Source organism: Stenotrophomonas sp. YJH_SMC_122 (assembly GCF_059369535.1).
Genome location: NZ_JCAFST010000001.1, coordinates 159,735 through 185,886 on the forward strand (window position 1 = coordinate 159,735; position 26,152 = coordinate 185,886).

At 67.2% G+C, this 26,152-nt stretch carries 29 protein-coding genes; 17 read left to right on the top strand and 12 right to left on the bottom strand.

Going from position 1 to position 26,152, the window contains the following annotated elements:
• Nucleotides 1-70 precede the first annotated feature (70 nt).
• Together AC5P66_RS00790 and AC5P66_RS00795 are read left to right on the top strand one after the other, a co-directional pair.
• Nucleotides 71-457, top strand: a complete 387-nt coding sequence (locus AC5P66_RS00790; protein ID WP_099495226.1) for an SseB family protein — start codon at nt 71-73, stop codon at nt 455-457.
• A 141-nt stretch (nt 458-598) separates the two neighbouring features.
• Nucleotides 599-916: a hypothetical protein gene (locus AC5P66_RS00795; protein WP_099495227.1), complete on the top strand. Its 318-nt coding sequence runs from the start codon at nt 599-601 to the stop codon at nt 914-916.
• Between the two features lie 111 nt (nt 917-1,027).
• Here the strand turns inward: AC5P66_RS00795 and AC5P66_RS00800 are convergent, their stop codons facing one another.
• On the bottom strand, nt 1,028-2,059 hold the full coding sequence (locus AC5P66_RS00800) for a LacI family DNA-binding transcriptional regulator (RefSeq protein ID WP_099495228.1): 1,032 nt from the start codon (nt 2,057-2,059) through the stop codon (nt 1,028-1,030).
• 291 nt (nt 2,060-2,350) lie between these two features.
• Between AC5P66_RS00800 and AC5P66_RS00805 the strand changes: the two genes are divergently transcribed.
• From AC5P66_RS00805 to AC5P66_RS00825, 5 genes are all read left to right on the top strand, one after another.
• Nucleotides 2,351-2,923, top strand: coding sequence for a single-stranded DNA-binding protein (locus AC5P66_RS00805; RefSeq protein ID WP_043034165.1), 573 nt, complete (start codon nt 2,351-2,353; stop codon nt 2,921-2,923).
• Between the two features lie 201 nt (nt 2,924-3,124).
• Complete coding sequence (locus AC5P66_RS00810) at nt 3,125-4,027, top strand: hydroxypyruvate isomerase family protein (RefSeq protein WP_099495229.1); 903 nt, start codon at nt 3,125-3,127, stop codon at nt 4,025-4,027.
• A gap of 27 nt (nt 4,028-4,054) precedes the next feature.
• A complete protein-coding gene (locus AC5P66_RS00815) occupies nt 4,055-5,740 on the top strand; it encodes a GMC oxidoreductase (protein WP_099495230.1) in 1,686 nt (561 codons plus the stop codon).
• Nucleotides 5,740-6,315 (top strand): gluconate 2-dehydrogenase subunit 3 family protein, encoded by a 576-nt coding sequence (locus AC5P66_RS00820; protein WP_049416500.1) that lies wholly within the window; start codon nt 5,740-5,742, stop codon nt 6,313-6,315. Before AC5P66_RS00815 ends, AC5P66_RS00820 begins: the two co-directional genes overlap by 1 nt.
• Complete coding sequence (locus AC5P66_RS00825) at nt 6,315-7,073, top strand: 3-keto-disaccharide hydrolase (protein WP_099495268.1); 759 nt, start codon at nt 6,315-6,317, stop codon at nt 7,071-7,073. The genes AC5P66_RS00820 and AC5P66_RS00825 overlap by 1 nt, the downstream gene beginning before the upstream one ends.
• 10 nt (nt 7,074-7,083) lie before the next feature.
• Here the strand turns inward: AC5P66_RS00825 and AC5P66_RS00830 are convergent, their stop codons facing one another.
• From AC5P66_RS00830 to AC5P66_RS00850, 5 genes are read right to left on the bottom strand one after another with little or no spacing between them, the layout of a single operon-like run.
• Entirely contained in the window at nt 7,084-7,380 is a 297-nt protein-coding gene (locus tag AC5P66_RS00830; RefSeq protein ID WP_099486834.1) for a c-type cytochrome, read from the bottom strand.
• Nucleotides 7,381-7,398: 18 nt separating this feature from the next.
• Complete coding sequence (locus tag AC5P66_RS00835) at nt 7,399-8,265, bottom strand: sugar phosphate isomerase/epimerase family protein (protein WP_049416503.1); 867 nt, start codon at nt 8,263-8,265, stop codon at nt 7,399-7,401.
• Nucleotides 8,266-8,284: 19 nt separating this feature from the next.
• Nucleotides 8,285-9,409 carry a Gfo/Idh/MocA family protein gene (locus AC5P66_RS00840; RefSeq protein ID WP_099495231.1) on the bottom strand — a complete coding sequence of 375 codons (1,125 nt, stop codon included), beginning with the start codon at nt 9,407-9,409 and terminating at the stop codon, nt 8,285-8,287.
• Nucleotides 9,410-9,421: 12 nt separating this feature from the next.
• The gene (locus AC5P66_RS00845) at nt 9,422-10,639 is read right to left on the bottom strand and encodes a nucleoside permease (RefSeq protein WP_099495232.1); all 1,218 of its coding nucleotides are present in this window, start codon (nt 10,637-10,639) and stop codon (nt 9,422-9,424) included.
• Nucleotides 10,640-10,666: 27 nt separating this feature from the next.
• Complete coding sequence (locus AC5P66_RS00850; protein ID WP_099495233.1) at nt 10,667-11,719, bottom strand: sugar phosphate isomerase/epimerase family protein; 1,053 nt, start codon at nt 11,717-11,719, stop codon at nt 10,667-10,669.
• 95 nt (nt 11,720-11,814) lie between these two features.
• Here AC5P66_RS00850 and AC5P66_RS00855 point away from each other — a divergent pair, with 95 nt between their 5' ends.
• The 4 genes from AC5P66_RS00855 to AC5P66_RS00870 all read left to right on the top strand — a co-directional run bounded on the left by AC5P66_RS00855 (nt 11,815) and on the right by AC5P66_RS00870 (nt 17,067).
• Nucleotides 11,815-12,819, top strand: coding sequence for a LacI family DNA-binding transcriptional regulator (locus tag AC5P66_RS00855; protein ID WP_049438606.1), 1,005 nt, complete (start codon nt 11,815-11,817; stop codon nt 12,817-12,819).
• Between the two features lie 148 nt (nt 12,820-12,967).
• Nucleotides 12,968-14,020 carry a sensor domain-containing diguanylate cyclase gene (locus tag AC5P66_RS00860; protein ID WP_099495234.1) on the top strand — a complete coding sequence of 351 codons (1,053 nt, stop codon included), beginning with the start codon at nt 12,968-12,970 and terminating at the stop codon, nt 14,018-14,020.
• A gap of 116 nt (nt 14,021-14,136) precedes the next feature.
• A complete protein-coding gene (locus AC5P66_RS00865; RefSeq protein ID WP_072168658.1) occupies nt 14,137-15,162 on the top strand; it encodes an AI-2E family transporter in 1,026 nt (341 codons plus the stop codon).
• A 162-nt stretch (nt 15,163-15,324) separates the two neighbouring features.
• Nucleotides 15,325-17,067 carry a GGDEF domain-containing protein gene (locus tag AC5P66_RS00870; RefSeq protein ID WP_099486884.1) on the top strand — a complete coding sequence of 581 codons (1,743 nt, stop codon included), beginning with the start codon at nt 15,325-15,327 and terminating at the stop codon, nt 17,065-17,067.
• Nucleotides 17,068-17,076: 9 nt separating this feature from the next.
• On the opposite strand, the gene AC5P66_RS00875 is transcribed toward AC5P66_RS00870, so the two are convergent.
• The gene (locus AC5P66_RS00875; protein WP_049438577.1) at nt 17,077-17,583 is read right to left on the bottom strand and encodes a PaaI family thioesterase; all 507 of its coding nucleotides are present in this window, start codon (nt 17,581-17,583) and stop codon (nt 17,077-17,079) included.
• 35 nt (nt 17,584-17,618) lie between these two features.
• Nucleotides 17,619-17,957: a hypothetical protein gene (locus tag AC5P66_RS00880; RefSeq protein WP_258390894.1), complete on the bottom strand. Its 339-nt coding sequence runs from the start codon at nt 17,955-17,957 to the stop codon at nt 17,619-17,621.
• Nucleotides 17,958-18,337: 380 nt separating this feature from the next.
• On the opposite strand from AC5P66_RS00880, the gene AC5P66_RS00885 reads away from it, so the two are divergent.
• The 6 genes from AC5P66_RS00885 (at nt 18,338) to AC5P66_RS00910 (ending at nt 23,183) form a co-directional block, all read left to right on the top strand.
• Nucleotides 18,338-18,769, top strand: a complete 432-nt coding sequence (locus AC5P66_RS00885) for a pyridoxamine 5'-phosphate oxidase family protein (RefSeq protein ID WP_099495236.1) — start codon at nt 18,338-18,340, stop codon at nt 18,767-18,769.
• A 95-nt stretch (nt 18,770-18,864) separates the two neighbouring features.
• Entirely contained in the window at nt 18,865-19,446 is a 582-nt protein-coding gene (locus tag AC5P66_RS00890; protein WP_099495237.1) for an NMCC_0638 family (lipo)protein, read from the top strand.
• Between the two features lie 203 nt (nt 19,447-19,649).
• The gene (locus AC5P66_RS00895; protein ID WP_099486882.1) at nt 19,650-20,117 is read left to right on the top strand and encodes a DUF2975 domain-containing protein; all 468 of its coding nucleotides are present in this window, start codon (nt 19,650-19,652) and stop codon (nt 20,115-20,117) included.
• On the top strand, nt 20,117-20,341 hold the full coding sequence (locus AC5P66_RS00900) for a helix-turn-helix domain-containing protein (protein WP_049416521.1): 225 nt from the start codon (nt 20,117-20,119) through the stop codon (nt 20,339-20,341). Before AC5P66_RS00895 ends, AC5P66_RS00900 begins: the two co-directional genes overlap by 1 nt.
• A 43-nt stretch (nt 20,342-20,384) precedes the next feature.
• Nucleotides 20,385-21,926 (top strand): TerC family protein, encoded by a 1,542-nt coding sequence (locus tag AC5P66_RS00905; RefSeq protein ID WP_099495238.1) that lies wholly within the window; start codon nt 20,385-20,387, stop codon nt 21,924-21,926.
• Nucleotides 21,927-22,046: 120 nt separating this feature from the next.
• Nucleotides 22,047-23,183, top strand: coding sequence for a metallophosphoesterase (locus AC5P66_RS00910; RefSeq protein ID WP_099486820.1), 1,137 nt, complete (start codon nt 22,047-22,049; stop codon nt 23,181-23,183).
• Here the strand turns inward: AC5P66_RS00910 and AC5P66_RS00915 are convergent.
• The 4 genes from AC5P66_RS00915 to AC5P66_RS00930 are packed head-to-tail and all read right to left on the bottom strand — an operon-like array spanning nt 23,152 to nt 26,084.
• Nucleotides 23,152-24,018, bottom strand: coding sequence for a hypothetical protein (locus AC5P66_RS00915; protein WP_495216041.1), 867 nt, complete (start codon nt 24,016-24,018; stop codon nt 23,152-23,154). The two genes, AC5P66_RS00910 and AC5P66_RS00915, sit on opposite strands and share 32 nt — an antisense overlap.
• Complete coding sequence (locus AC5P66_RS00920; protein ID WP_099495240.1) at nt 23,979-24,713, bottom strand: HvfC family RiPP maturation protein; 735 nt, start codon at nt 24,711-24,713, stop codon at nt 23,979-23,981. Before AC5P66_RS00920 ends, AC5P66_RS00915 begins: the two co-directional genes overlap by 40 nt.
• Nucleotides 24,706-25,551, bottom strand: coding sequence for an HvfB family MNIO-type RiPP peptide maturase (locus AC5P66_RS00925; protein ID WP_099495241.1), 846 nt, complete (start codon nt 25,549-25,551; stop codon nt 24,706-24,708). The genes AC5P66_RS00920 and AC5P66_RS00925 overlap by 8 nt, the downstream gene beginning before the upstream one ends.
• A gap of 56 nt (nt 25,552-25,607) precedes the next feature.
• Complete coding sequence (locus AC5P66_RS00930) at nt 25,608-26,084, bottom strand: HvfA family oxazolone/thioamide-modified RiPP metallophore (RefSeq protein WP_049438583.1); 477 nt, start codon at nt 26,082-26,084, stop codon at nt 25,608-25,610.
• Between the last annotated feature and the right edge of the window lie 68 nt (nt 26,085-26,152).

The window sequence follows — 26,152 nt, forward strand, 5'->3', positions numbered from 1 at the left end:
CCAGCGGCCGGCACTACCGGGGGGACCACATCCGGCACAATAGGCACCCCTCACGCCCCGCCGTATCGCCATGACCGACCTCGCCCCGCATACCCCGATCGAAACCCTGCTGAAGGCGGCGATGGACGGGGCGGTGCCGATCCGCGCCTTCATGGAGGCCTTCGTCGCCTCCGACGTGGTCCTGCTGACCGGCAGCCTGGTGACCCCCGACGGCAGCGGCTTCGACCCGCTGCTGTTCGACAAGCAGGGCACCCTGCACGTGGCCGTGTTCACCGATCCATCGCGCGTGGGTATCTACAGCCAGCAGGCCGAACACCAGATCCGCTGGCGGATGCTGGACGTGCTGCGCCGCGTGCCGGGTGGCTACGGCGTGGTGATCAATCCGGGCACCGCGCTGGGCTTCGAGATCTCGTCCAGCGGCGTCGGCGAGATCCTGAAGGACTTTGCGCAGGGCTGATTGTCCTGTAGAGCCGAGCCCATGCTCGGCTGCCGTTCGCGCAATGCCGGATCGGTCGAGCACGGCTCGAAGCTACAGAACGCTTCCCTTCGGGTGCCGTACGTGATCCCCTTTGGATGACACCAGGATCGAGGCTCTGCCATGGAATTGAGGGAATTACCTGCCGGCTCACCGGCACGATCACGCCATTCCCGCTCCGCACTGATCTTCCTGATCGCAGCCATCGTTGCCGCGCTGGTGTCCGTGCCCCTGCTGCGCGCGGTGGGCATGGTGCAGTGGCCGGCATTCGTCATTGCCTGGCTGATCAACCTGGGCGCGGCTTGGCATCTGGCCCAGTGGGCGCGCCAGCAGGGACGCTCGGCGTGGGCATTCGGGTTGCCGGCGGCGCTCGGTACCGTCGCTTCGATCGTGGTCTATGTGCTGTTGGCATTGCTGGGGCCGAAGGCCGGGGCACGCTGAACCTTCGCGGCTGTCGCGGTAGTTTGCCGAGTACGGCTCGGCACTGGCACCAGGGTACGACCAAGCCAAACAACACGGGCGAGGCCAAGAGCGATGCTGGCCCAGCGCCGCCTACCCGCGCAGCGACGATTCCCGCACCACCAGCTTCACCGGGATGCTCTGGCTGTCCACCGGCTGCCGGCCGATCAGCGCCAGCAGGCGTTCCACCAGCAGCTGCCCGGCCTGCTTGGTGTCCTGCTGTACGGTGGTCAGCGCCGGGGACACCGAAGCCGCCAGCGGGATGTCGTCGAAGCCGGTGACCGCCACGTCCTGCGGTACGCGCAGCCCGGCCTCGCGCAGGGCGCGCATCGCACCGATGGCGATCAGGTCGCTGGCGGCGCAGATCGCATCGATCGGTTCACCGCGCGCCAGCAGCGCCTGGCAGGCTTCCTGGCCGGAGGCCTCAGTGGTGATCGCATCGTGCTGCAGCACCGGTTCGGCGGCCAGACCGTGGTCGTGCAGCGCCGCGACATGGCCGCGGTAGCGCTCCTGGAATTCGGGGTAATGGCTGGAGGCATGGCCGAGGAAGGCGATGCGGCGGCAGCCCTGCTGCAGCAGATGGGTGGTGATGTCATGCCCGCCCTGGAAGTTGTCGCTGCCGATCGAGACACCGGGCTGGCCGGGCAGGGCGGCGCCCCAGCGCACGAAGTGCGTGCCCTGTTCAACCAGCCGCTGCAGGCGGTCGCGCGATTCGTGGTAGTCGCCATAACCGAGCAGGATGATGCCATCGGCCTTGTTGCTGTCTTCGTAATCCGCCTGCCAGTCGGTGGACAGCTGCTGGAACGACACCAGCAGGTCCTGCCCGTGCAGGGCGCAGGCGCGGGTGATCGAGCCCAGCATCGAATGGAAGAACGGGTTGATCAGCGAATCGTCGTTGGTCGGGTCCTCGAAGAACAGCAGGGCCAGCGTGCCGGCATTGCGCAGGCGCAGGCTGGAGGCGTTCTTGTCGACCTTGTAGTTCAGCTCGCGGGCGATGCGCAGGATGCGCTCGCGGGTCTCGGCGTTGACCATCGGACTGCCACGCAGGGCCCGCGACACGGTCGGCTGGGAGACCCCGGCCAGGTGGGCGATGTCGAGGGAGGTGGCTTTGCCTTTGATCGTCATGTGCGGGCGGAGCGGGCAGGTGGAAGGTGCCCGGGCATGATGCCATGCGCAGACGCGAATGCCCCTCTGAACGTCGGTCGGGGCGCAGGTAAGTCATTGCCGGACAAGGAAATCAGCCTGATCCTTCGGTGCGGTCGGGGTCTCCTGACCGGGCGGATGGCGGCGGCAATGGTAAGATGCGTCGTTCTCGCATTCCCCCAAATTTCACCAGGGGCGGCCCAGCGTACTGCACCCCGCCCGGGGCTGTGCTATCACTGGCGGTCTGCCCCTGGACAACGGACGAAGGTACCTATGGCGCGCGGCATCAATAAAGTCATCCTGGTCGGCAATCTCGGCAACGACCCGGACGTGAAGTACACCCAGGGCGGCATGGCGATCACCCGCATCAGCCTGGCCACCACCAGCGTCCGCAAGGACAAGGATGGCAACCAGCAGGAGCGCACCGAATGGCACCGCGTGGTGTTCTTCGGCAAGCTCGGCGAGATCGCCGGCGAGTACCTGCGCAAGGGCAGCTCGGTCTACGTCGAAGGCAGCCTGCGCTACGACAAGTACACCGGCCAGGACGGCGTGGAGAAGTACTCCACGGACATCATCGCCGATGAAATGCAGATGCTGGGCGGCCGCGGTGAAGGCGGCGGCGGTGGTGGCGGCAACTACGGCGGCGATCGTCCGCAGCGCCAGCAGGCACCGCGCCAGGAGTACGGCGGCGGTGGCGGCGGCCAGCGTGGTGGCCAGGGCGGTGGCTATGGCAACCAGGGCGGCAACCAGGGTGGCGGCTACGGCAACCAGGGCGGCAACCAGCGCCCGCAGCCGCAGCAGGCGCCGCCGATGGACGACTTCGCTGACGACGATATTCCGTTCTGATCGGACGCTCGCCTGCAGCAGAAAAGAAAGCCCCGCACATGCGGGGCTTTTCTTTGTCCGCGATTCCTGCGGAGTTGTGCCCCGCAGCATCAATTTTCGTGCACCGCAACTTGCAAGCATCCAATTTCCTCCCCTATGGTGCAATCGATTGCATTGCTGTGAATCGTTGCGTTTGATACCGGTTGGGAGGCCGGCAGATGGATGTCCATCCATTCGATCAGACCGGCCCCGGCGACGGGGATCACGCGGCGCGATGCGCTGCGCCTCGCAGTTGCCGGCAGCATTGGCCTGGGGGCCGTGACGACCGCGGGAGCGTTGCCTGCATTCGCCGCTGCGCCACTCAAAGGAAACCTGAAGCACTCCGTCGCCCGTTGGACCTTCCCGCAGCTGTCGGTCGCCCAGCTCTGCACGACGGTGAGGGACACCGGCTTCGCCGCCATCGACCTGGTCGGCCCGGAAGACTGGCCCACGCTGAAGGCCCATGGCGTGTACAGCTCGATGTGCAATGGCGCGGAGCTGGGCCTGACCAAGGGCTTTGCCGGCCGTGAGTTCCACGACCAGCTGGTAGAGCGCTACACGCGGCACATCGATCTGGTGGCCGATGCCGGTTACCGAAATCTCATCTGCTTCTCCGGCAACCGCAATGGCATGGACCCCCACGACGGCTTGGCCAATGCCGAAGCCGGCCTCAAGCGCATCCTCGGGCATGCCGAGAAGCGCGGCGTGGTGCTGGTGATGGAGCTGCTCAACTCCAGGGTCGATCATCGCGACTACCTGTGCGACCACTCGGCCTGGGGCGTGGAGCTGTGCCAGCGGCTGGGCTCGGACAATTTCGGCCTGCTCTACGACATCTACCACATGCAGATCATGGAAGGCGACATCATCGCCACCATCGGCAAACACCACGCCTGCTTCAAGCATTACCACACCGCAGGCGTGCCCGGCCGGAACGAGATCGGAGACCGGCAGGAGCTGAACTATCCGGCCATCTGCCGCGCGATCCGCGACACCGGTTTCAAGGGGTATCTGGCGCAGGAGTTCATGCCTGCCGCGCCCGATCCCGTTGCTTCATTGCGCGAGGCGATCCGCCTCTGCGACGTCTGAAACGATATCCACCCAGGTGAGAGACCCATGGCAGATAATCACTACGACGCCATTGTTGTTGGCTCGGGAATCAGTGGCGGCTGGGCAGCGAAGGAGCTGACCGAGAAGGGCCTGAAGGTCCTGATGCTGGAACGCGGGCGCAACATCGAGCACGTCAAGGACTACGTCAATGCGATGAAGGAAGCGTGGGACTTCCCGCATCGCAACCGTCCGACGCAGGCGATGAAGGCCGCTTTTCCGGTGCTGATGCGCGACTACGGCCTGGCCGAGAACCTGGAAGGAATGTGGGCCAACGAGCAGGACTCACCCTACATCGAAACCAAGCGTTTCGACTGGTTCCGCGGCTACCACGTCGGTGGCCGCTCGTTGTTGTGGGGCCGGCAGAGCTATCGCTTCTCCGACCTGGACTTCGAGGCGAATCTCAAGGACGGCATCGCCACCGACTGGCCGATCCGCTACGCCGACATCGCGCCGTGGTACGACCACGTGGAGAAGTTCGCCGGCATCGCCGGCACGCGCGAGGGACTGGACGTGTTGCCGGACGGCGAGTTCCTGCCGCCGATCCCGTTGAACATCGTCGAGAAGGATGTGGCCGCGCGGATCAAGAAGGCCTTTGGCGGCACCCGCCACATGATCCACTCGCGCACCGCCAACATCACCCAGCCGATGCCCGAGCAGGGGCGCGTCAACTGCCAGTATCGCAACAAGTGCATTCTGGGCTGTCCCTTCGGTGCCTACTTCTCGACCCAGTCGGCGACGCTGCCGGCGGCGATGAAGACCGGCAACCTGACCTTGCGGCCGTTCTCGATCGTCAAGGAAGTGCTCTACGACAAGGACCGCAAGCGTGCGCGCGGCGTGGAGGTCATCGACGCCGAAACCGGCCAGACCTACCAGTACACGGCCAAGGTCATCTTCCTCAATGCATCGTCCTTCAACTCGACCTGGCTGCTGATGAATTCGGCGACCGACGTCTGGGACGGGGGGCTGGGCTCTTCGTCGGGTGAGCTCGGGCACAACGTGATGGACCACCATTTCGGTGCGGGCGCTTCGGGCCGGGTCGAGGGCTACGAAGACAAGTACTACTTCGGTCGTCGTCCCTGCGGCTTCTACATTCCGCGGTTCCGCAACGTGGCCGCCGACAAGCGCGGCTACCTGCGCGGGTTCGGCTACCAGGGCGGTGCCAGCCGCACCGGCTGGTCGCGCGAGATCGCCGAGCTGAACATCGGTGCGGATCTGAAGGAGGCCCTGACCGTGCCGGGTGACTGGCGCATCGGCATGACCGGGTTCGGCGAAATGCTGCCGCACCACGACAACGCGATCCGTCTGGACCGGGCGCGCAAGGACAAGTGGGGGCTGCCGGTGCTGGCGATGGACGTGTCCATGCGTGCCAACGAACTGGCGATGCGCAAGGACATGGCTGCTGACGCCGCCGAGATGCTGGAGGCGGCCGGGGTCAAGGACGTGAAGATGCACGACAACGACTACGCCCCGGGCAAGGGCATCCATGAGATGGGGACTGCGCGTATGGGACGTGACCGGAAGAGCTCGGTATTGAACGCACACAACCAGGTCTGGGATGCCCCCAATGTGTACGTCACCGACGGTGCCTGCATGACCTCCAGCGCCTGCGTGAATCCGTCGCTGACCTACATGGCGCTGACCGCGCGCGCGGCCGACCACGCGGTACGCGAACTGAAAGCGGGGAACCTGTGATGGATCGCCGCGAACTGCTGAAGATGATCGTCGCCGCCACCGGTGCGGCCATGGTCGGCCTGCCTGCGCTGGTGCATGGCAAAGCGCCAGCGGCCGGGGCGATGGCCGCGTTCTCCGATGCCGATATCGGCACGCTGGACGAGATCGCCGAGACCATCCTGCCGCGGACCCGGACACCCGGGGCGAAAGACGCGGGCGCCGGTCTGTTCATGGCAACCTTCGTCAGCGACTGCTACACCGCCAGGCAGCAGGCGGTGTTCCGCGCCGGGCTGGCGGACATCGACAAGCGCGCCGGTGGCCGCTTCGTGTCGCTCACGCCGGAGGCGCGCACCGGGTTGCTGCGTACACTGGATGCCGAGGCCAAGGCGCGCAATGCGGACGTGACCGAGACCGGAACGCCCGAAGAGGGCGAAGCCATGCCGCATTACTTCACGATGATCAAGCAGCTGGCCATCTTCGGCTTCTTCACCTCCAGGGTCGGTGCGACCGGGGTGCTGCAGTACGTCGCCGTGCCGGGGCGCTACGACGGTGACCTCGCCTATGTCCCCGGTACGCCCGCGTGGGGGACCAGCTGATGGACACCACCCTGATGATCCGCCCTGCGTTGATCACCGCCGGCCTGCTGGCCGCTGCATCGGCGTTCGCACAGGACAGTGCCGACGCTGTGCTTGACCCGAAGAACACCGAAGTGTGGGCCCCTGTGCCCGCGACCGTGGCAACGCCGCCCGGCAAGGCACCGTCCGATGCGATCGTGCTGTTCGATGGCAAGGATGTCTCCGCGTGGGAGTCGGAGCGGGGTGGCCGCGTGCCCTGGAAGGTTGCCGGAGGCGCCATGACGGTCGTTCCGGGCAGCAAGGGCATCCGTACCCGGCAACCCTTCTGCGATGTCCAGCTGCATGTCGAATGGCGTACGCCCACCGAAACGAAGGGCTTCGACGGCCAGAACCGGGGCAACAGCGGGATCTTCCTGCAGGGACTCTATGAGTTGCAGGTACTCGACAGCTACAACAACCCGACCTACGCCAATGGCCAGGCGGGTTCGATCTACAAGCAGGCCATGCCACGGGTGAACGCCTCGCGCGCACCGGGCCAGTGGCAGGCCTACGACATCATCTGGAAGGCCCCGCGCTTCTCGCCGGGCGGCGGCCTGACGTCGCCCGCGCGGATCACCGTGCTGCATAACGGCGTGCTGGTACAGGACGATACCGTGCTGGCAGGCAAGACCGAATACATCGGTGCGCCTTCGTACGCACCGCATGGGTGCGCGCCGCTGTATCTGCAGGAACATGACTCCAAGGTCAGCTACCGCAACATCTGGGTGCGCGAGCTGTAGCGCCCACCCGCTACTTCGCCAGGTAGCTGGCGATGTCATCGATCTCCTGCTGTGACAGCTGCGGGAAGGGCGGCATCAGGCCGCCGCCCTTCCTGATCTTGTCCTTGACCTGGGCGGGCTGCAGCCGCTTGCCGACATCGGTGAGCGCCGGGAACGTCGGCGGTACACCGGTGCGTTCAGCACCGTGGCAGGCGGTGCAGTGCTGGGCGTAGAGTTTCGCGCCGGCGGCCGGGTCGTCCTTGGCCCACGCTGCCGTCGCAACGTTCATGCCGCCCAGGGCCACGGCCACTGCCAGGATCATTTTCATGTGGGGCTCCTTGATGCGTCAGCGGTGGGCACGGGTGGGCAGGTTGGTGGTCAGGTGTCCACGCAGGTAGTCCGCGCCGGCCTGGATGACCTTGGCCGGGTCGCGTGGCTGGTCGTGTTCCACGATGTACCACTGCACGCCAGCGGTGGCGGCGGCCGGCAGGATCGCGTTCCAGTCCAGCACGCCCTGGCCGACCGCAGCGAATCCACCTTCGTCTTCGGCCTGGCCCTTGGGCGCATTGTCCTTGGCGTGTACCGCAAATACGTGGCCGCGGAACTTACCCAGCATCACCACCGGGTCCAGTCCCGCGCGCGCGACCCAGGCCAGGTCCAGTTCGGTCTGCAGCTCGGGGCCGGCGGCGGCGAACAGCAGCTCCAGTCCGGTCCTGCCATTGAAGTCGACCAGCTCGAAGTCGTGGTTGTGGTAGGCCAGCTGCATGCCCTTGCCGCGCACCTGCCTGGCAATCCGGCCCAGCTCCCGGCCCAATGCGGTCCAGCCGGCGGCATCGCGCGGACGATCCTTCTGGTCCAGGTAGGGCACCACCAGCGTGCTGTTGCCAATCGAGCGGTTGAAGGCCACCACGGCATCCAGGTTGTCGCGCAGCTCGGCCAGCTGAACGTGCGACGAAACCGCTTTGATCGAGTAACGGTCCAGCAACTGTTTCAGTTCCGCAGCGCTTGCATTCTGCGTACCGACAGTCTCCACCGCACGCACGCCCGCGTCGTGGACGATCTTCAGCTGTTGGTCGAGCGGGCCGGCGTTGCGCAGCGTGTACATCTGCACGGCGATGGGCTTCTGCGCACCGGCTGTGTTTCCTGCGAAGGCGGGCAGGACTGCGAGCAGCAGCAGGACGAGGGTTGCAGTTCTACGGACAGGGATGTTCATCAACAGATCCTCCCGGGATTCAACCGATGGCGGTCCAGGTGCGTGACCTGGCCGATGCAATGACACGATCAACGATCTGCGCCGAGCGCAGGCCGTCTTCGAAGGTGGGAAGGCCCTGCGGCCGCTCGCCGTCAATGGCGCGATAGGTGTCGGCCACGAACGCTTCGAAGCATTGGCCGTAGCCTTGCGCGTGTCCCGCTGGCAGCGGCGACAACCGGCGCTGTTCGGCACTGCCGGCGCCCGGGCCGCGCACGAAGATTTCCTCGCGCTGCTCGGGCAGGCCGATCCACAGCCGCTCGGCATCCTCCTGGTTGAACGCCACGCTGGCGTTGGCGCCGTCGATCTCGAACCAGAGCCGGTTGTGGCGTCCGGCCGAGACCTGGCTGACCGTCAATGACGCCAGCGTGCCCGCGCCGGTCCTGAACATCGCTGCGGCTACGTCCTCGCTCTCGACCGCTTGCTTTGCGCCGTCTGTCGCCGGCGTGCTGAAACTCTGGGAAGTGGTTGCGCTGCGCTCGGCGATCACCGTGGCAAACGCCGCGTTCACTTCGGCGAAGCACTCGCCGCTGACCCATTCAACCAGGTCGCACCAGTGCGACCCGATGTCGGCGAACACGCGCGATGTGCCGCCCAGTGCCGGGTCAACCCGCCAGTTGTTGCTGGCCGGGTCCAGCAGCCAGTCCTGCAGGTAGCTGCCATGGATCAGGTGCAGCGGCCCCAGGTCGCCCTGCGCGATGCGCGCACGCGCCTCGCGGACCACCGGGTGGTAGCGGTAGACGAAGGGGACGGTGGCGACCAATCCGGTCGAGGCGGCCAGCGCCGCCAGCGCCTGCGCGTGGTCCAGCGTCGTCGCCAACGGTTTCTCGCAGATCACGTGCTTGCCGGCTTCCAGTGCGGCCTGCGCCATCGCGCGGTGCAGGTGGTTGGGCGTGCAGATGTGCACGACCTGTACCTGGGGATCAGCGACGACGTCCTCGATATCGCGATAGGCGCGCGGGACATTCCACACGTGCGCCACCTCGCGCGCGCGCTGCGGCGACGAGGCGGCCACGCCGCGCACCTCGGCGCCAGCCAGCAGTGCTGCGCGGCGATGCACTGCGCCGATCATGCCGGTACCAACGATGGCGATTCCAAGCGGGGGCATCGGCTGGTCTCCTCAGGGTGTGGACGACGCCGCCGCCGCTACCGGGCGGTCGCGGAACAGCAGCAGGAAGGCGATCAGCACCACCAGTGCGACGCCGGCAGGGAACAACCAGATCTGCTGCCAGTCCGGGCCCGCTGCAGTGGTGAAGTGCTCCACCACCGCACCGGACAGGAAGGTACCGATCAACATGCCCACGCCATAGGTGGCCAGGGTGATGAAACCCTGCGCACTGCTGCGCGCGGTGGGGCCGGCGTGTGCGTCGGTGTAGATCTGGCCGGTGACGAAGAAGAAGTCGTAGCAGATGCCGTGCAGCACGATGCCGATCACCAGCAGCGGGAAGCCGCTGCCCGCATCGCCGAAGGCGAACAGGGCGTAGCGCACCACCCAGGCGGCCATGCCGACCGCCAGCATGGTCTTCACCCCCAGCCGCACGAACAGGAATGGCATGGCGAGCATCAGCAGCACTTCGGACACCTGGCCCAGCGACTGCAGGCCGGCGGCGCCCTGCACGCCCAGGTCGTTGAGATACGGATTGGTGAAGTTGTAGTAGAACGACAACGGGATGCAGATGGCGATGGAGGCCAGGAAGAACACCAGGTAGGCACGCGACTTCAGCAGCCGCAACGAATCCAGCCCCAGGATCTGCCCCAGCCCGGCATCGCGCTGCTGTGCCAGTGGCGGCGTGTGCGGCAGGGTGAACGCATACAGGCCCAGCACCAGCGATGCCGCCGCCGCCATCCGGAAGGTCTGTTCAAGCCGATGCGCCTGTTCCCAGCCCAGCCAGCCGATCAGCACCCCTGCGACGATCCAGCCGACGCTGCCGGCCACGCGTACCAGCGGGAACTGCTTCTCCGGCGATTGCATGTGCCGCATGGCGACGCTGTTGGCCAGTGCCAGCGTCGGCATGAACAGCAGCATGTAGCCCATGACGCACGCGGAAAACACGCTGAAGCTGGTGGCGGTGGACGCCAGCCACATCAGCACCGCGCCGGCCAGGTGCAGTACCGCCAGGATGCGCTGTGCCGCGAAATAGCGGTCTGCGATCAGGCCGACCAGGAACGGCGCCACGATGGCACCGATGGACTGGCTGAGAAACGCCGTTGCCACCTGGCTTGCGCTGGCCTGCAGCGGGCCCTGTACCAGGTAGGTGCCCAGGGTGACGAACCACGCCCCCCAGATGAAGAACTGCAGAAACATCATCGCGCCCAGGCGCGACATGGCGTGCGTCATGGCTTGCCCTCCCGGGGCGGTCTTGGCTCAGATTCCCAGCATGCGGCGCAGTGATCCAGCGTCCGTGTCGCTCCCGGCAAAGTCGTCGAAGGCGCGTTCGGTCACATGGATGATGTGATCGCGGATGAAGGCGGCACCCTCGCGCGCGCCGTCCTCGGGGTGCTTCAGGCAGCACTCCCATTCCAGTACCGCCCAGCCCGGGAAGTCGTACTGGGCGAACTTCGAGAAGATCGCCTTGAAGTCGATCTGGCCGTCGCCCAGTGAACGGAAACGGCCCGGACGATCGATCCAGTCCTGGTAGCCCGCGTACACGCCACTGCGCGCGCTGGAGCGATACTCCGCGTCCTTGACGTGGAAGATGCCGATGCGGGCGTGGTAGCGGTCGATGAAACCGAGGTAGTCCATCTGCTGCAGCAGCAGGTGGCTGGGGTCGTACAGGATTTTCGCGCGCGGGTGGTGATCCACCACATCGAGGAAGCGTTCGAAGGTCGCGCCGTCGTGCAGGTCCTCGCCGGGGTGGAGTTCGAAGCACAGGTCCACGCCGCAGGCATCGAACGCATCCAGGATCGGGCGCCAGCGACGGCCGAGTTCGGCGAAGGCTTCTTCCACCAGTCCCGGCGGGCGCTGCGGCCACGGATAGAAGTAGGGCCAGGCCAGCGCACCGGAGAACGTGGCGTGCGCGGTCAGCCCCAGGCGCTGGCTGGCCTGCGCAGCGAGCCGCAGCTGCTCCACGGCCCAGGCCTGGCGCGCCGGCGGGTTGCCGCGCACGTCTATGGGTGCGAATCCGTCGAACAGGCTGTCGTAGGCGGGATGGACCGCGACCAGCTGCCCCTGCAGGTGGGTTGACAGTTCGGTGATCTGCAGGCCGTGCCCGGCCAGCATGCCGGCAACATCGTCGCAGTACGCCTGGCTGCGTGCCGCCTCGGCCAGGTCGAACAGGTGGGGCGCGGAGGTGGGGACTTGTACGCCAGAATAGCCCAGACCCGCGGCCCATCCGGCCAGCGTGTCCAGCCGATCAAAAGGAGCCGTGTCGCCGATGAACTGCGCCAGGAACAGCGCTGGACCCTTGAGCGTCTTCAACGTGATTCGCCCTCGATGCAATCGATTGCATTATCCTAGCAGGGGCGCACGCAGGACCTGTTGTGCACTGCACAGCGGACAGGAGAACTAACGCCATCGCCACCATCTACGACATCGCCAGGCACGTCGGCGTCTCCGCAGGCACGGTGTCACGGGCGCTTTCCCGGCCGGACAAGGTGCTGCCGGCCACCCGTGCGCGCATCGAGCAGGCCGCCGCCGCATTGGGCTATGTGCCCAACACGGTGGCGCGCACGCTCAAGACCCAGCGCAGCGGCAAGATCCTGGTCACCGTCCCGGACATCGCCAATCCGTTCTTCGCACAGATCCTGCAGGGTGCGGAGGAGGCCGCGCAGGCGGTCGGCTACGCGGTTCTGCTGGGCGATACCCAGCATCAACCCGATCGTGAGGAGCGCTACGCACAGATGCTCCGGCGCAACGAGGCGGACGGCATGATCGTGCTGGGCCATCGCCTGCCACCGACCGCGCGCGAGATCGTCGAGCAGCGCGGCGCAGCTGCGCCGGTGGTCAATGGATGCGAGTTCGACCCCGCACTGGGCATCCCCAGCGTCCACATCGACAACGCGGCCGCCGCACGCGCGGTGATGGAGCACCTGTACGGCCTGGGGCACGAACGGATCGCCGTGGTCGGCGGGCCACCTGACAACCCCCTGCACCAGCAGCGGTTGGAAGGGGTCCGGGCCGCCGGCAAGGCGCGGGGTCGCCTGCGCCAGCTGAGCATCGTGCCGGGGGACTTTTCCGTTGAGTCCGGGCATGCGGCGGTGATTGCGCTGCTGGACGGCACGCCCGTGCCGACCGCGGTGTTCTGCTTCAGCGACCAGATGGCACTGGGGGCACTGGCGGCCTGCCGCGACCGGGGTATCCGCATTCCGGACGAGCTCTCCATCGTCGGCTTCGACGACCTGGCCTCTTCGCGTTACCTCACCCCGCCGCTGACGACCGTCCGGCAGCCGATGCGTGAAATCGGCGAGCGCGCGGTCAACCTGCTGCTCGCCATCATCGAACAGGTCGATGTACCGCTTCAGCAGACGCTGGAGTTCAGCTTCATGCTGCGCGGTTCGACGGCGGTGCCCAGGCGGTAGCGGAGGCGAGGCAGGGCAGCCGGAGCAGGGCGGCCGGCCCGCGCGCCGTGCCACGACCTTGATCCCGAATTGACGCAAAGCTGTCAGACTCATCGCAGGCAGCCCGGCAAGGGCCGTAGCAGCAGGTGCGATCGCGCAGGGGGGGGCAATGCCATTCTTCACCGATTCGGCGGAAGGCGCGGTCGAAGGCATTGGCGCGGCACGTCGCATCGGCTGGATGCGTTTCGTCGGCAATGGACTGGGGGCAATCCCCATCGCTTCGATCATCCTCGAACGCCACGATGGGCCGCTGGCATGGGCCCTGCTGCTGCTCAACGCGTTGGCGTGGCCTGCGCTGGCATTGATGCTGACCCAGCGCTCCGCCCAGCCCGCGCTCGTCCAGTTCCGCTGCATGGTGGCCGACTCCTTTTTCGGCGGTGGCTGGATCGCCTTCATGGCGTTGAGCGCGGTGCCCAGTGCACTGTTCACCGCACTGCTGGTGGCCGACAAGATCGCTGCCGGTGGCGTTCGCCTGGCGATGCGTGCCACGCTGGCCCTGCTGCTGGGCTTCGCTCTGACCTGGTGGACGCTCGGCTTCCCTTACCAGCCGGTCACCTCGCAGCGCACGATCGTGCTGAGTGTCCCGTTCCTGTTCGTGTATGGCATCGGCCTGAGCATTCTCAGCTGGCAGCTGGCGCGCCGGGTCAAATCGCAGAACCGCCAGCTGCAGCGGCTCAGCCGGATGGATCCGCTGGTCGAGCTGGCCAACCGTGGTTTCCTGATCCTGCGTGCGCAGCAGGCGCTGGACCGGGCCCAGGGCCAGGGCGGCCTTGCCTGCCTGCTGATGCTCGATGTGGACGACTTCAAGCGCATCAATGACTCGCATGGCCACCGCGCCGGTGACGAGGTGCTGCGGCATATCGCGGCGACATTGCGCACCGTTGCCCGGCCCGGTGATACGCCCGCGCGGCTGGGGGGCGATGAGTTCGTGGTGCTGCTGCGCGACTGCGCGCCTGTGGATGCGATGCACGTGGCCGAGCGGGTGCGCCTGCACCTGCTCGAGGCCGCGCGGCAGGCCACGCCGGGTGTGGAATTCAGCGTCAGTATCGGCATTGCGGCCACGCCGCGTGGCGGCAGTGTCGAGGACTGGTTGGCACTGGCCGACCGCGCGCTGTACCACGCCAAGCGCCAGGGCAAGAACACCGCCAGCTACGGCGAGTGAGCGCGCGTGGGGACGGCACGGCTGCTGCCGGCCGAGGATGAAATGCCCATTCATCCTGCACGCGGAATCAGCACGCCAATCCTCTACCATGGGCCACCCCGCCCGGACGCGCTCCCATGCAAGACGCTCTCGTTGCCCAGCCCAAGCCCCCCATTCCAAGGATCGCGGCGTGGCTGATGATGCTGCTGGGCATGTGGCTGGCGCTGAAACTAGGCCTGGTGGTCACCCTTCTGTCCGGCCTGCTGGTGTTCCAGCTGACCCACCTGCTGGCCTCCACCGTGGAAGGCAGGCTGCCGCCGGGACGCGCACGGGCGATCGCAGTGATCGTGCTGTCGGCGATCATCATCAGCGCGCTGGTACTGGCCGGGATCGGCGTGGCCTCGTTCTTCCGCAACGAGACCGGCGGCCCGGATGCATTGCTGGCGCGCCTGATGGAGATTCTCAACACCTCGCGGCACCAGGTGCCGGCGCTGCTGCAACCCTACATTCCCGAGGACATGCCGGCACTGCGCGCGGCGCTGAACGACTGGGCCGCCGAGCATCAGCGCCAGCTGGGCGTGGCCGGTACCTCGGTGGTACAGGTCGGTGTGCGCGTGCTGATCGGCATGGTGCTCGGCGCCATGATCGCGCTGTATGACGAACTGCCGCTGCCGAAGATGGGCCCGCTGGCGCAGGAGCTGATCGGGCGCACCAGCCGCCTGGCCACCGCGTTCCGCCAGGTGGTGTTCGCGCAGGTGAAGATCTCGCTGCTCAACACCGTGTTCACCGCGATCTTCCTGCTGGGCGTGCTGCCGTTGTTCGGCGTGCACCTGCCGCTGTCCAAGACCCTGGTGCTGATCACTTTCCTGGCCGGCCTGCTGCCGGTGGTGGGCAACATCATCTCCAACACGATCATCACCATCGTCGCACTGTCGGTCTCGTTCTACGTGGCGGTGGCGGCGCTGCTTTACCTGATCGTGATCCACAAGCTGGAGTACTTCCTCAACGCACGCATCGTCGGTGGTGAAATCCAGGCGCGGGCCTGGGAGCTGCTGCTGGCAATGCTGGTGATGGAGGCGGCCTTCGGCCTGCCGGGCCTGGTCGCCGCGCCGGTGTTCTATGCCTACGTGAAGCGCGAACTGGTCGACCAGCGCTGGATCTGACGCGGCGGGGCATGATGTGTTCGCCCCGGTTCCAGCGTTCGCACGACCTTGCCGGTGCGTTCGCGGCGGGCACGATATACCCACGGCCACGGCTGGCCCATTAGCGGCTTGGCGCCTGTGCAGGCGGCCGCTACAGTGTTCCGCACGACAGGGGAAATGTGCATGGCCCGCAAGGCGTCGCCCATCGGATTGCGGACCTGGGTCTGGATCCTGGCCGGGCTGTTCGTACTCTGTACGCTGCCGCTGATGGCCATCGCACTGGTGCAGGGCACGCTGCGCTTCACCGCCGCCGAGGACAACCTGGCCAGCCTGCGCCAGCTGCGGCAGACCTTCGACCTGGCCAACCGGGTGTCGGCCGAGCGCGGCCCCGCCAACAGCCTGCTGGGAGCCAATACGGCCGATGCGGCCGAACAGGCCCGGCTGGCCGCGCAGCTGGCGGTTGCGCGCAAGCGGGTCGACACTGCCCTGCTGCAACTGGACGCCGTGTTCAAGGCCGATCCGGGCGTGGTCGACGAGCATGGGCTGCTGGCCGACGTGCAACGTCGCCTGCAGTTGGCGCGGGCCGCGGTGGACCAGGTGGCGGCACAGCCGCACGACGCGCGCCGGGTGGAAGACGTGGAGCGCGCGATCAGCAGCATGTTCGCCGTGGTCGATCGCCTGCACGTGTTGACCTCGGCGCAGATCAGCGTGCTGGTCAGTGCCGACCGCGAAGCGGCGATCCCGGCGATGCAGGGCCAGGTGCTGATCGACCTGCGCGAGCATGGCGGCCGCCTGGCCTCGAACGTGATGGCGCCGGTGGCGGTACCGGGGGCCTGGCGTGACGAACAGGTGCGGGCTGCATTGCAGACCGAAGGACGCCTGCTGGAACTGTGGCGGCTGGCAGGCAGCCATGAAGCCGTGTTCCGCAGCGATCCGACGCTGTCCTGGCATTGGGACATGGCACGCCGCCAGTTCTTCGGCGAATCGCTACCGATGATCGAACAGCTGATCGAAGATGGACGGCGTGGCGTGCCGCCGCCGTGGACCGCCGCCGAGTTCACCACGCGCTACGTACCGACCCTGCGGTCGCTGGAAGCGCTGCGTGATGGTTACCTGAGCGTGTCCATCGCCCGTTTCGAGCGCACCCGCAACCGCGAAGCGACGCGCCTGGTGGTGCTGGTGGCGACAGTGCTGGGCACGCTGGTGGTGCTGGGCGTGGCGCTGCGCATTGCCCATCTGCAGATCCTGCGGCCGCTGCTGCAGGCGCAGAAGCAGGTCATCCAGATCGCCTCGGAAGCCCCCGGCCCGGAGCAGCATGTGACCCACCCGCTGGCCGAGATGCAGCGCCTGTTCGATGCCATCGAAGTGCTGCGCGAGAAGTCGCGCGAGCGCTCGGCATTGACCAGCGAGCTGCGCCAGCTGGCCGGCACCGATGAACTGACCGGGTTGTTGAACCGGCGCGCGCTGGACCAGAGGGTGCAGCAGCGCCATGCCGACGGTGGCAACAGCGCGGTGGTGATCCTGCTTGACGTCGATCGCTTCAAGGCCATCAACGACGGCCATGGGCATGCTGCTGGCGACCAGGTGCTGGTGCAGGTGGCACAGCTGCTGCAGCGCCACCTGCGCCGCAGCGACAGCATCGCCCGCTACGGTGGCGAGGAATTCCTGGTGCTGCTGGCAGACGGCGATCTGGCCGGCGGCCGCCAGTTGGCCGAGTCGCTGCGCGTGGCCATGCGGCAGCTGGACATCGCACTGGCCGGAGGCAACGTGCTGCGGGTCACTGCCAGCTTCGGCGTCGCCGAGGGGGGCACCGATGCGCTGGGCTGGCGCACCCTGCTGCGTGCCGCCGACGCGGCGATGTACCAGGCCAAGGCGCAGGGCCGCGACCGCGTGCGGGTGGCCGGCGGCGGCCGCAACGCACGTTGAGCACACGCATCAGCCGACGCGCGCATGCACGCGCCGCAGCGTGCGCGCGATCATCCGGCGCGCGATGGGACGCGGCACCGAGAGCCCGCGCCAGCGCAGCGCACCCACCCGGAAGGTAGCGCTGGCGGTAGCCAGTACCTTGCCGCCCGGGTCGGTCAGCCAGCCACGGGTGAAGGCGATGCTGCCCTTGCTGTGCTCGACCTCGCCCCAGCCGATGATCCGCCCGGGCCGCGCCGGACTGACGAAACTGGTCTTGGATTCCACCGTGACCGCGATGCGGTTGGCGGGCAGTGTGGCGTAGATCGCCGGCCCCATGCAGTCATCCAGCATCGCCGACAGGAAGCCTCCCTGCACGTTGCCCATCGGGTTGGTCAGCATCGGCCCGGCGTCGAACTCGACATGGATGCGGCGCAGCGCATCGTCGTAGTCGACGAATCGCCAGCCGAGCAGGGTGCCCGCCTGGGAGGGCGGCAGATCACCGTTGACCACGCTGTAGAAGATCGATTCGGGATTCATGGGAGCCTCGATGGAGGGAGAGGAGGGAGCACGCATCAGGACAGTGCCAACAGGGCCAGCACGAATCCGATGACCGACAGCAGCGCCACCATGGCGCCAGCGGGGACGGGTGTGCGTGCACCGGTGCGTCGCCGCACGCCGGAAGCGACCAGTACCGGCGGCACGGTGGCGACCAGGCAGAACAACTGGAAGGCCAGCAGTTGCGGCAGCGCGAAGTGTCCGCCGAAGAAGATCAGCCAGGCCAGCATCACGCCGGCGCCGGCCAGTGCGATCCACCCAGCGCCGACTACGCGGATGAGTGCCATCAGCAGCACCTGCATGCGCGGTTCGATCTCCGCCCACGACATGCCCACGGCCTGCGCGTGGTAGGGCATGAAGTCGGAACGTTTCAGATAGGCCCAGCAAACAGGGAGACAATGAAGAACGCCAACAGGTAGCAGCCGAACGCGAGCCAGGCGAACAGATCCATGTGGAGGCCATGCGGTTGCAGAGGAGTCGCCGCGTGCACGCCGCCTGCCATGCCGGTCATGCCACGGGGTTGCGCGATTCTCGGACACCCCCCTGTTAGCCGGCTGTGGTGCTTCGCAGGGGCGTTCCTCCATCTGCTTTTAACGTGGGTGTGGTGGTGTGGAGTACGTCACACACAGACCACGCGCCCTATCTCGTTTCCCGTGAAGAGGCCGCAAGCGCTCATCCACTTTCCGGTCACCGCTCTGCGCAGACGCTGGGCGTCCCTCCGATCAAGGACCGCGCCGTGACCCAGCTCACCCTCCCAGAACTTGCCAAGAAAATGGCCGACATCGATTTCACGATGCTGCAGACCCACGCCGGTGGAGAAATTGCCGGTCGCCCGATGAGCAACAACGGTGACGTGGACTATGACGGTGACAGCTGGTTCTTCACCATGGAAGACACCGACATGGTGCGCGAGATCGAGGCTGACCCCAGCGTCGCGCTGGGTTTCTCCGGCAGCAAGTCGCTGCTGGGCAAGCCGCCGCTGTTCGTGCACGTGCAGGGAAGGGCGGCGCTGGTGCGCGATCGGGCCACGATGCGCGAGCACTGGGTGAAGGACCTGGAACGGTGGTTCGAACAGGGAGTGGATACACCGGGACTGGTACTGATCCATGTGCGCGCCAGCCGCATCCACTACTGGGATGGCGAGGACGAGGGCGAAATCACAGCCTGATCCCGGCGCGGGGGGGGCCGGCGGCAACGCGGCCGTTGCACGCCACGCCCGGGCTTTGCCATCCTCCCCGCTGCGTTCCGTACCGTGGAGTTCCAATGCGCCCTGCCTCCTGGCTGATCCTGGCCCTGCTGCCTGCCCTGGCGGCGGCGCAGCCTGCGCGTGCACCCAAGGCCAGCGCACAGGCGCAGGACCCTTTCAGTGAGTTGTTCGATACCGCCTGCATGCAGCACATCGGCGCGCCGGCGCGGTTGCAGTCGTTGATGGAATCAAACGGGCTGTCACCGCTGCAGCCTGCCGAGGCGGCAACGTTGCTGCAGGGGCAGTCGGGCGTGGCCTGGATGGTGCCGCTGGCCAGCGGCCGCTATGCGGTCAGCTGGGCTGACGATGGCACGTGCACGGTCTACGCCGAAAAGGCCGACGCGGCGGTCGTGCAGAAGGGCTTTGCCCGGTTGGTGCAGGCGGCGCCGAAGCCGTTGCAGGCGCGCTCGCTGCCAGGCCGTGGGCCGCTGTCGGCGGACCAGGTGGCGATCCAGTACGGCTGGGCCACGCCGGGGCAGGCCAAGCTGCAGGTGCGTTTCCGGCTGGTCACGCGGCAGGCAGCCGAGGCCGGCGTGCAGGCGATGGCCTCGGTGACGCCGGGCGAAGCGATGCTGGAGCAGGCTGCACCCAGCCGGTAACGCTGGCCCCGCGCCGCGCAGACCGCCCCTGCCTGCGATTCAGCCTTTCACGCAGGTTGTGATATATCGTTTATCGATAAACCCACCCGGGGCGGCGAGGCCGCCCCAATGCCGGAGGCCGCTTGACCGCTCGTCCCGCCCGCGCCAGGCCCGCGCGAGGCTTGTTCACCCTGGCCCAGGCCGCCGTCCAGGCCGTCCGGGCGATGTGCTGGCTGGGCATCCTGGCCGCACTGCTGGCGGTGCCGCTGGTCGCCCACGACCGCCGCTGGCTGCTCGACAACGTCCACGATGCCGCTGCCGCTGCTGCACACGGCAACGCTCTGTTCCTGCACTTCTGCCTGGGGCTGGCTGCGATCGTCGCGCTGCTGGTGCTGTGCCTGCTGTTCCTGCGCCATCTGCTGCGGTTGCTGAAATCGGCGGCGCGCGAAAGGCCGTTCACCCACGCCAATGCGCAGCGCCTGCAACGGATGGCGTGGCTGATGCTGGCGATGGAGCTGCTGTCTATCCTGATCGGCGCCTACGCGGCCTGGATGGGCCCCGACTTCACCTGGATGGAGGTGGGCGGCGGCATGTCGATCACCGGGCTGGTGGCGGTGCTGATGCTGTTCGTGCTGGCACGCGTCTTCGCCGTGGGGGCGGCGATGCGCGATGACCTCGACGGTGTCATCTGATGGCAATCATCATCACCCTGGACCGCGTGCTGCAGGAACGGGGCATGACCCTGTCCGAGCTGGCCGGGCGCATCGACATCACCCTGGCCAACCTGTCGATCCTGAAGACCGGCAAGGCGCGCGCCATCCGCTTTTCCACGCTCGATGCGATCTGCCGCGAGCTGCAGTGCACGCCTGGCGACCTGCTCGGGCACGACCCGTCGCGCGCGCAGGACGCAGACTGAGTGTTTGTTCTTCTCCCTTACCTACTGACGAAACGGACCTGAAATGGAATGGTTGGCTGACCCCTCGATATGGATGGGCCTTGCAACCCTGGTCGTGCTTGAGATCGTGCTCGGCATCGACAACCTGGTGTTCATCGCGATCCTGGCCGACAAGCTTCCCCCACACCAGCGCGACCGCGCGCGGGTGATCGGCCTGGCACTGGCGCTGCTGATGCGGCTGGTGCTGCTGGCGGCGCTGGCCTGGATCATGAAACTGACCGAGCCGCTGCTTACGCTGTTCGAGCACAGCTTTTCCGGGCGTGACCTGATCCTGCTGGGCGGTGGCCTGTTCCTGCTGTTCAAGGGCACCATGGAGCTGCACGAACGGCTGGAAGGCCGCGAGCACCACGACGATGGCAAGAAGGTCTACGCCAGTTTCGCCATGGTCGTGGCGCAGATCGTGGTGCTCGACGCGGTGTTCTCGCTGGATTCGGTGATCACCGCCGTCGGCATGGTCGACAACCTGGGCGTGATGTACGCCGCGGTGACCATCGCCATGGCGCTGATGCTGCTGGCCAGCAAGCCGCTCACCCGCTTCGTCAACAAGCACCCGACAGTGGTGGTGCTGTGCCTGGGCTTCCTGCTGATGATCGGCTTCAGCCTGGTGGCCGAAGGCCTGGGCTACAAGATCCCGAAGGGCTATCTGTACGCGGCCATCGCGTTCTCGATCCTGGTGGAAGCCTTCAACCAGTGGGTGCGTTTCAACCGTGAGCGCAACGAGCGCCGCCAGCCGTTCCGCCAGCGCACCGCCGACGCCGTTCTGCGCATGCTGGGGGCACGCCCGGCCAACGGCCACGTCGATGGCCACGGCGAGGAAGAACATGCAGACGAGGAGCGGCTGCAGCCGGCCGAGCACGAGATGATCCGCAGCGTGCTGGGCCTGGCCGATCGCCCGGTGTCCAGCGTGATGACCGTGCGCGCCGACGTGCAGTGGATCGACCTGGCCCGTGGCCACGAGGATGTGGTGGCGCGCCTGGTGGCATCGCCGCATACCCGCCTGCTGGTGGGTGAGGGTGACCTGGACAGCCTGCGTGGCGTGGTGCAGAGCCGCGACCTGCTGGCCGACCTGCTGCAGGGCAAGCCACTACAGCTGGAAGGCAACCTGCGCGCGCCGCAGTACGTACTGTCCAGTGCCAGTGCGCTGCAGGCGCTGGAGCTGATCCGCCAGCATCCGGTGCCGCTGGCGGTGGCCGTGGACGAGTACGGCAGCGTGGAAGGCCTGGTGACCGCCAATGACCTGCTGGCGGCCATTGCCGGCGACCTGGCCGACACCCAGGACGAACGCTACGGCGCGGTGGCGCAGGGCGAGGACGAATGGGAGGCCGATGGCGCGCTGACTCTCGATGACCTGCAGCGGATGACTGGCGTGGATCTGCCGCGCAGCGCCGATTACATGACCATTTCCGGCCTGGTGCTGGACCAGCTGGGGCGCCTGCCCGACGTGGGCGACAGCGTGGAAGTGGCCGGTTTCCGGATCACCGTGCTGGCGATGGAAAAACGCCGTATCGCCCGCCTGCGGGTGCAGCGCCTCGACGGAATGGCTTGACGCACCTGTTGTTGTAGCGCCGAGCCCATGCTCGGCTGCAGGTTGAAATGCCAAGCATGGGCTCGGCGCTACACAACACCGCCCGCAGCGGTCACCATGGCGGCCCGCTTTCTTTCCAGGATGGTTGCAGTGCTGAGTACGATCGGTTTGTTGATGGGCCTGTATGTGGCCTGGCGCCTGTTCTGGCCACAGCGCATGCCCACTTGGCTGAAGGTCGTGCTGTCGCTGCTGCTGGTGGGCGTAGCCGTGCAGCTGCGTATCGTCGCCGCCTTCTGGGGCACCATGGCGTCGCCGGAAATTCCGAAACTGGCCATCGCCACGCTGGCCACCGGCTCCACGGCGGTGTTGCTGTTGGCGTTGCTGATGCTGGCGATGGATGTGGGCCTGCTCGCGTCCCGCCTGCTGCGCTGGCCACGTGCGGTAGCCGCATTGCGCACGCGGCGCTTGCGGCCGGCGGCCGGCGTGCTGGCCCTGCTGGTCAGTGGGTATGGCGTCAGCCAGGGCATGGCGGTGCCCAAGCCCCGGCAGATCGAGGTGAGCATCGCCGGGCTGCCCGCTGCGTTCGACGGCTATCGCGTGCTGCAGCTGACCGACATCCATGCCAGTCGCCTGCTGACCGGCGACTGGGTGCGCAAGGTGGTGGATGAGAGCAACGCACTGACGCCGGACCTGATCGTGATCACCGGCGACCTGATCGACGGCAGTGTCGAGGCCCGCCGTGACGACGCGCGTCCACTCGCGGACCTGCGGGCGCCGGACGGCGTCGTCGCCATCACCGGCAACCACGAGTACTACGCGCAGTACCAAGCGTGGATGCAGGCGTTCCGCGCGCTGCACATGCAGGTGCTGGAGAACAGCCACATGCAGGTACGCCGTGGCGACGCGGCGCTGACCATTGCCGGGGTCACCGATCCGGTGGCCGCACGCTACGGCCTGCCGCTGCCGGATCTGGACGCCGCCTTGGCCGGCGCCGATCCCGCTGCGCCCGTGATCCTGCTCGATCACCGCCCGCGCAATGCACGTGCGGCAGCGGCGCGCGGCGTCAAACTGCAGCTGTCCGGCCATACCCACGGCGGGCAGATCATCGGCATGGACCAACTGGTGAAGCGGGCCAATGGTGGCTTCGTGTCCGGCCGCTACGACGTGGATGGGATGACGCTGTACGTGAGCAATGGTGCGGGCCTCTGGGCCGGTTTCCCGGCACGCATCGGCGTGCCTTCGGAGATCACCCTGGTAACATTGCGCCGCGCGCCGTGACCTGAAGTGGGGCAGATCCCTTTCCGCCGAGAATTGGCTGCCTATCGTGCTGGGATCCCTCTGTAGAGCCTCCTTGAGAACTCCGCAGCGGTGGCCGCGCATGCGCACTTCGGCGCAGCGCCTGCGCCCGCTTGGCGATCCAGCGCACCACGAAGGCGGTGAACAGCAGTGCCGACGGCACCGCATACCAGAAGTTGCCCGGCACGCGCTTGAAGTACGAGTAGGTGAACACCGCCGCGATGATCCACATGCCGGTCAGGTGCAGGCGACGCCAGGCGGTGGGGCCCATGCGCCGGGCGATCCCCCGATGCGAGGTGATGGCCAGCGCCAGGATGGCGATGTAGCCCACCGTGCCCGGAAGGTTGGCCAGCGCGGATCGTGCTGGCCAGAACGCCGGGTTGAGGATGCCGAAACTGATGATGGCGATGGCATGCAGCAGGTGCGAGAACGCGAAGGACAAACCGACGGTGCGCCGTTCGCGCAGCAGGAACCGGGTGAACGGGCCGGGCAGAAGGCTGGCGAACGACGATGCGGTGAACGCCGCCAGGAACAGCAGGAACGATGTGCGTGCAGTGACCCGGATCGCCGCACGGCTGCCTTCGGCTGCATCGGGATACAGGGCGAAGGCCGCCAGCGCGAATGCGATCAGGACCACGGCGATGGCCACGAACAGGCGCCAGCCGTGCAGCAGAGGGGGATTGGAAACGGCCATGATCAGACCTCGAAGTAGGGGATGGGTAGCACCGGCCGCTGGCCGGTCAAGGAACGGGTAGTGCCGGCCGCTGGCCGGCAACCTCAGAAAGCAGGCAATGCAACCAGCACGCCCGCCGCGCACAGCTCGCCCAGAACGGGCACGCAGGCCACGCGCAATGCGTCCGTTGCCATGCCATGTGTTTCGGACAGCACCAGCAGTGCCTCATCCACCGGCGCGCCGTCGTCACCGAAGACCGATAGCAGCGCGTAGGCCAGCGGTGACGGTTGCTCGACCTGCAGGCTGAAATCGGCGCGGCGCCGGATCACCAGCAGCGTGGGAGCTGCGCTCAGCACCGGCTCCAGGGCCTCGTCCTCGTGCACCGGCCACTGGTAGCCCAGCACCCGCACCAGCGGCGAAACCGCCAGCACATCGCTGCCCCCGGGAACGCGGTGCAGCGACCGCCCGGCGTCACGCGCTTCAATGTGCAGCGACTGCTGCGTGCTCTCGTAGTGCGCCAGTTCCGCTGCCCAGGCCGGGAGTGCCAGCGTGTCCTGCACTGCCAGCCAGGCCGCGAACTCGCCGGCGATCTGTGGGAACAACGGGGTCTGGCAGGCGTGGCGGGCGTAGTAGTGCTCCACTGTGTCACGCCAGCGTGGCGTGCCCAACTGCTGTTGCAGGCGCGGCAGGCTGCCGGCCAGCAGAGTGTCCAGGCTGTCGATGCACAGGCGGCGGTAAACCGCCAGCCTGGCCGCCTCGACGCCGTCGGGTGCGGCCATTGCTGGGTCGCGCACATGATCGGCCCAGCGCCGTTGCAGCGTAGCCAGCGACTCAGCCATGGGCCACCTCGGGTGAACGTGCCTCGACCTGCGCTTGGCGGATCTGCGCAACCTCGGTCAGCAACTCCGCCAGCGGCGGGAAGTTGAAGTCGCGTTCGAGCAGCGTGGGGCGCACGCCGACCCGCGCATAGGCCTCGCGCAACAGCGCCCAGACCACGCCTTTCACCGGGGCACCGTGGGTATCGATCTTGAAGCCATCGTCTTCATCGAAATGGCCGGCCACATGCAGCGAGGCGACACGGTGGGACGGCACGCGGGCCAGGAATTCGAAGGCGTCGTAACCGTTGTTGCAGGCGTTGACGAAAACGTTGTTGACGTCCAGAAGCAGGTCGCAGTCGGCTTCGGCGAGCACGGCGTTGATGAAGTCGATCTCGCTCATGTCCGCGCCGGCAACGGCGTAGTAGGAGATGTTCTCCACGGCGATGCGTCGGCCCAGCATGTCCTGTGCCCGGGCGATGCGACCGGCGACATGGTGTACAGCCTCGGTGGTGAACGGCAGCGGCAGCAGGTCGTAGACATGGCCGCCGGCAGCGCAGTAGCTCAGGTGTTCGCTGTACAGCTGCACCTGGTGCAGGTCGAGGAAGGCACGGGTCTGTGCCAGCAGGGTGCGGTCCAGCGGATCAGGACCTCCCAGCGACAGCGACAGGCCGTGGCAGGTCAGGGGATGGCGCTCGCTGAGCTGGCGCAGTGCGGCGCCGTGTGCACCGCCGACGCCGATCCAGTTGTCAGGGGAGACTTCGAGGAAGTCGATGGCACCGGCCGGCATTGCCAGCAGTTCGTCGATCAGGCCACGGCGCAGGCCAAGGCCGGCGGCATTGAAGGGCAGGGGCAGGGACATGGCGGATGCTCCAGAGAAAGGGCGCCGCCTTGAAGGCGGCGCCGGTTGGACGTCGATCAATCGGCAACGCGGGAGAACAGGCCCTTCGGCATCGGCTTGCCGTTGGCGGTGTAGACGCTGCGCAGGTAGTCGTGCGCTTCCTGCTCGCTGATGTAACCGTCGTGGTCGGTGTCGATGCGGTCGAACTCGGCAGCACGCTTGGCGGCCACGGCGTTGAACTCGGCACGCGAGACCTTGCCGTCGTGGTCACGGTCGGTGCGGGCAAACGAGGCGTCGCCGCACTTGCCTTCACCACACTGGCCTTCGGCCACCTTGGCCTTGCCGGCGGGCTTGCCGGCGGTGGCCTTGTTGGCCCCGCACTTGCCTTCGCCGCACTTGCCTTCGGCGGCGGCGCTCATGGCTACGGCGCTGATCGCCAGCGGTTGGATCGCTGCGGCCTGGCCGGCCAGCAGCAGGCCACCGGCCAGGGCGATGCCGATGGCACCCATGCGCGGCAGGCGGGAGGAGGGGGTGTTCTTGGTCGAGGCGGACATGGTGGTGACTCCTTGGGAATGGCACGCCAGGCGTGCGGGATGGACGCCGCCTGAAGGCGACGGAAACG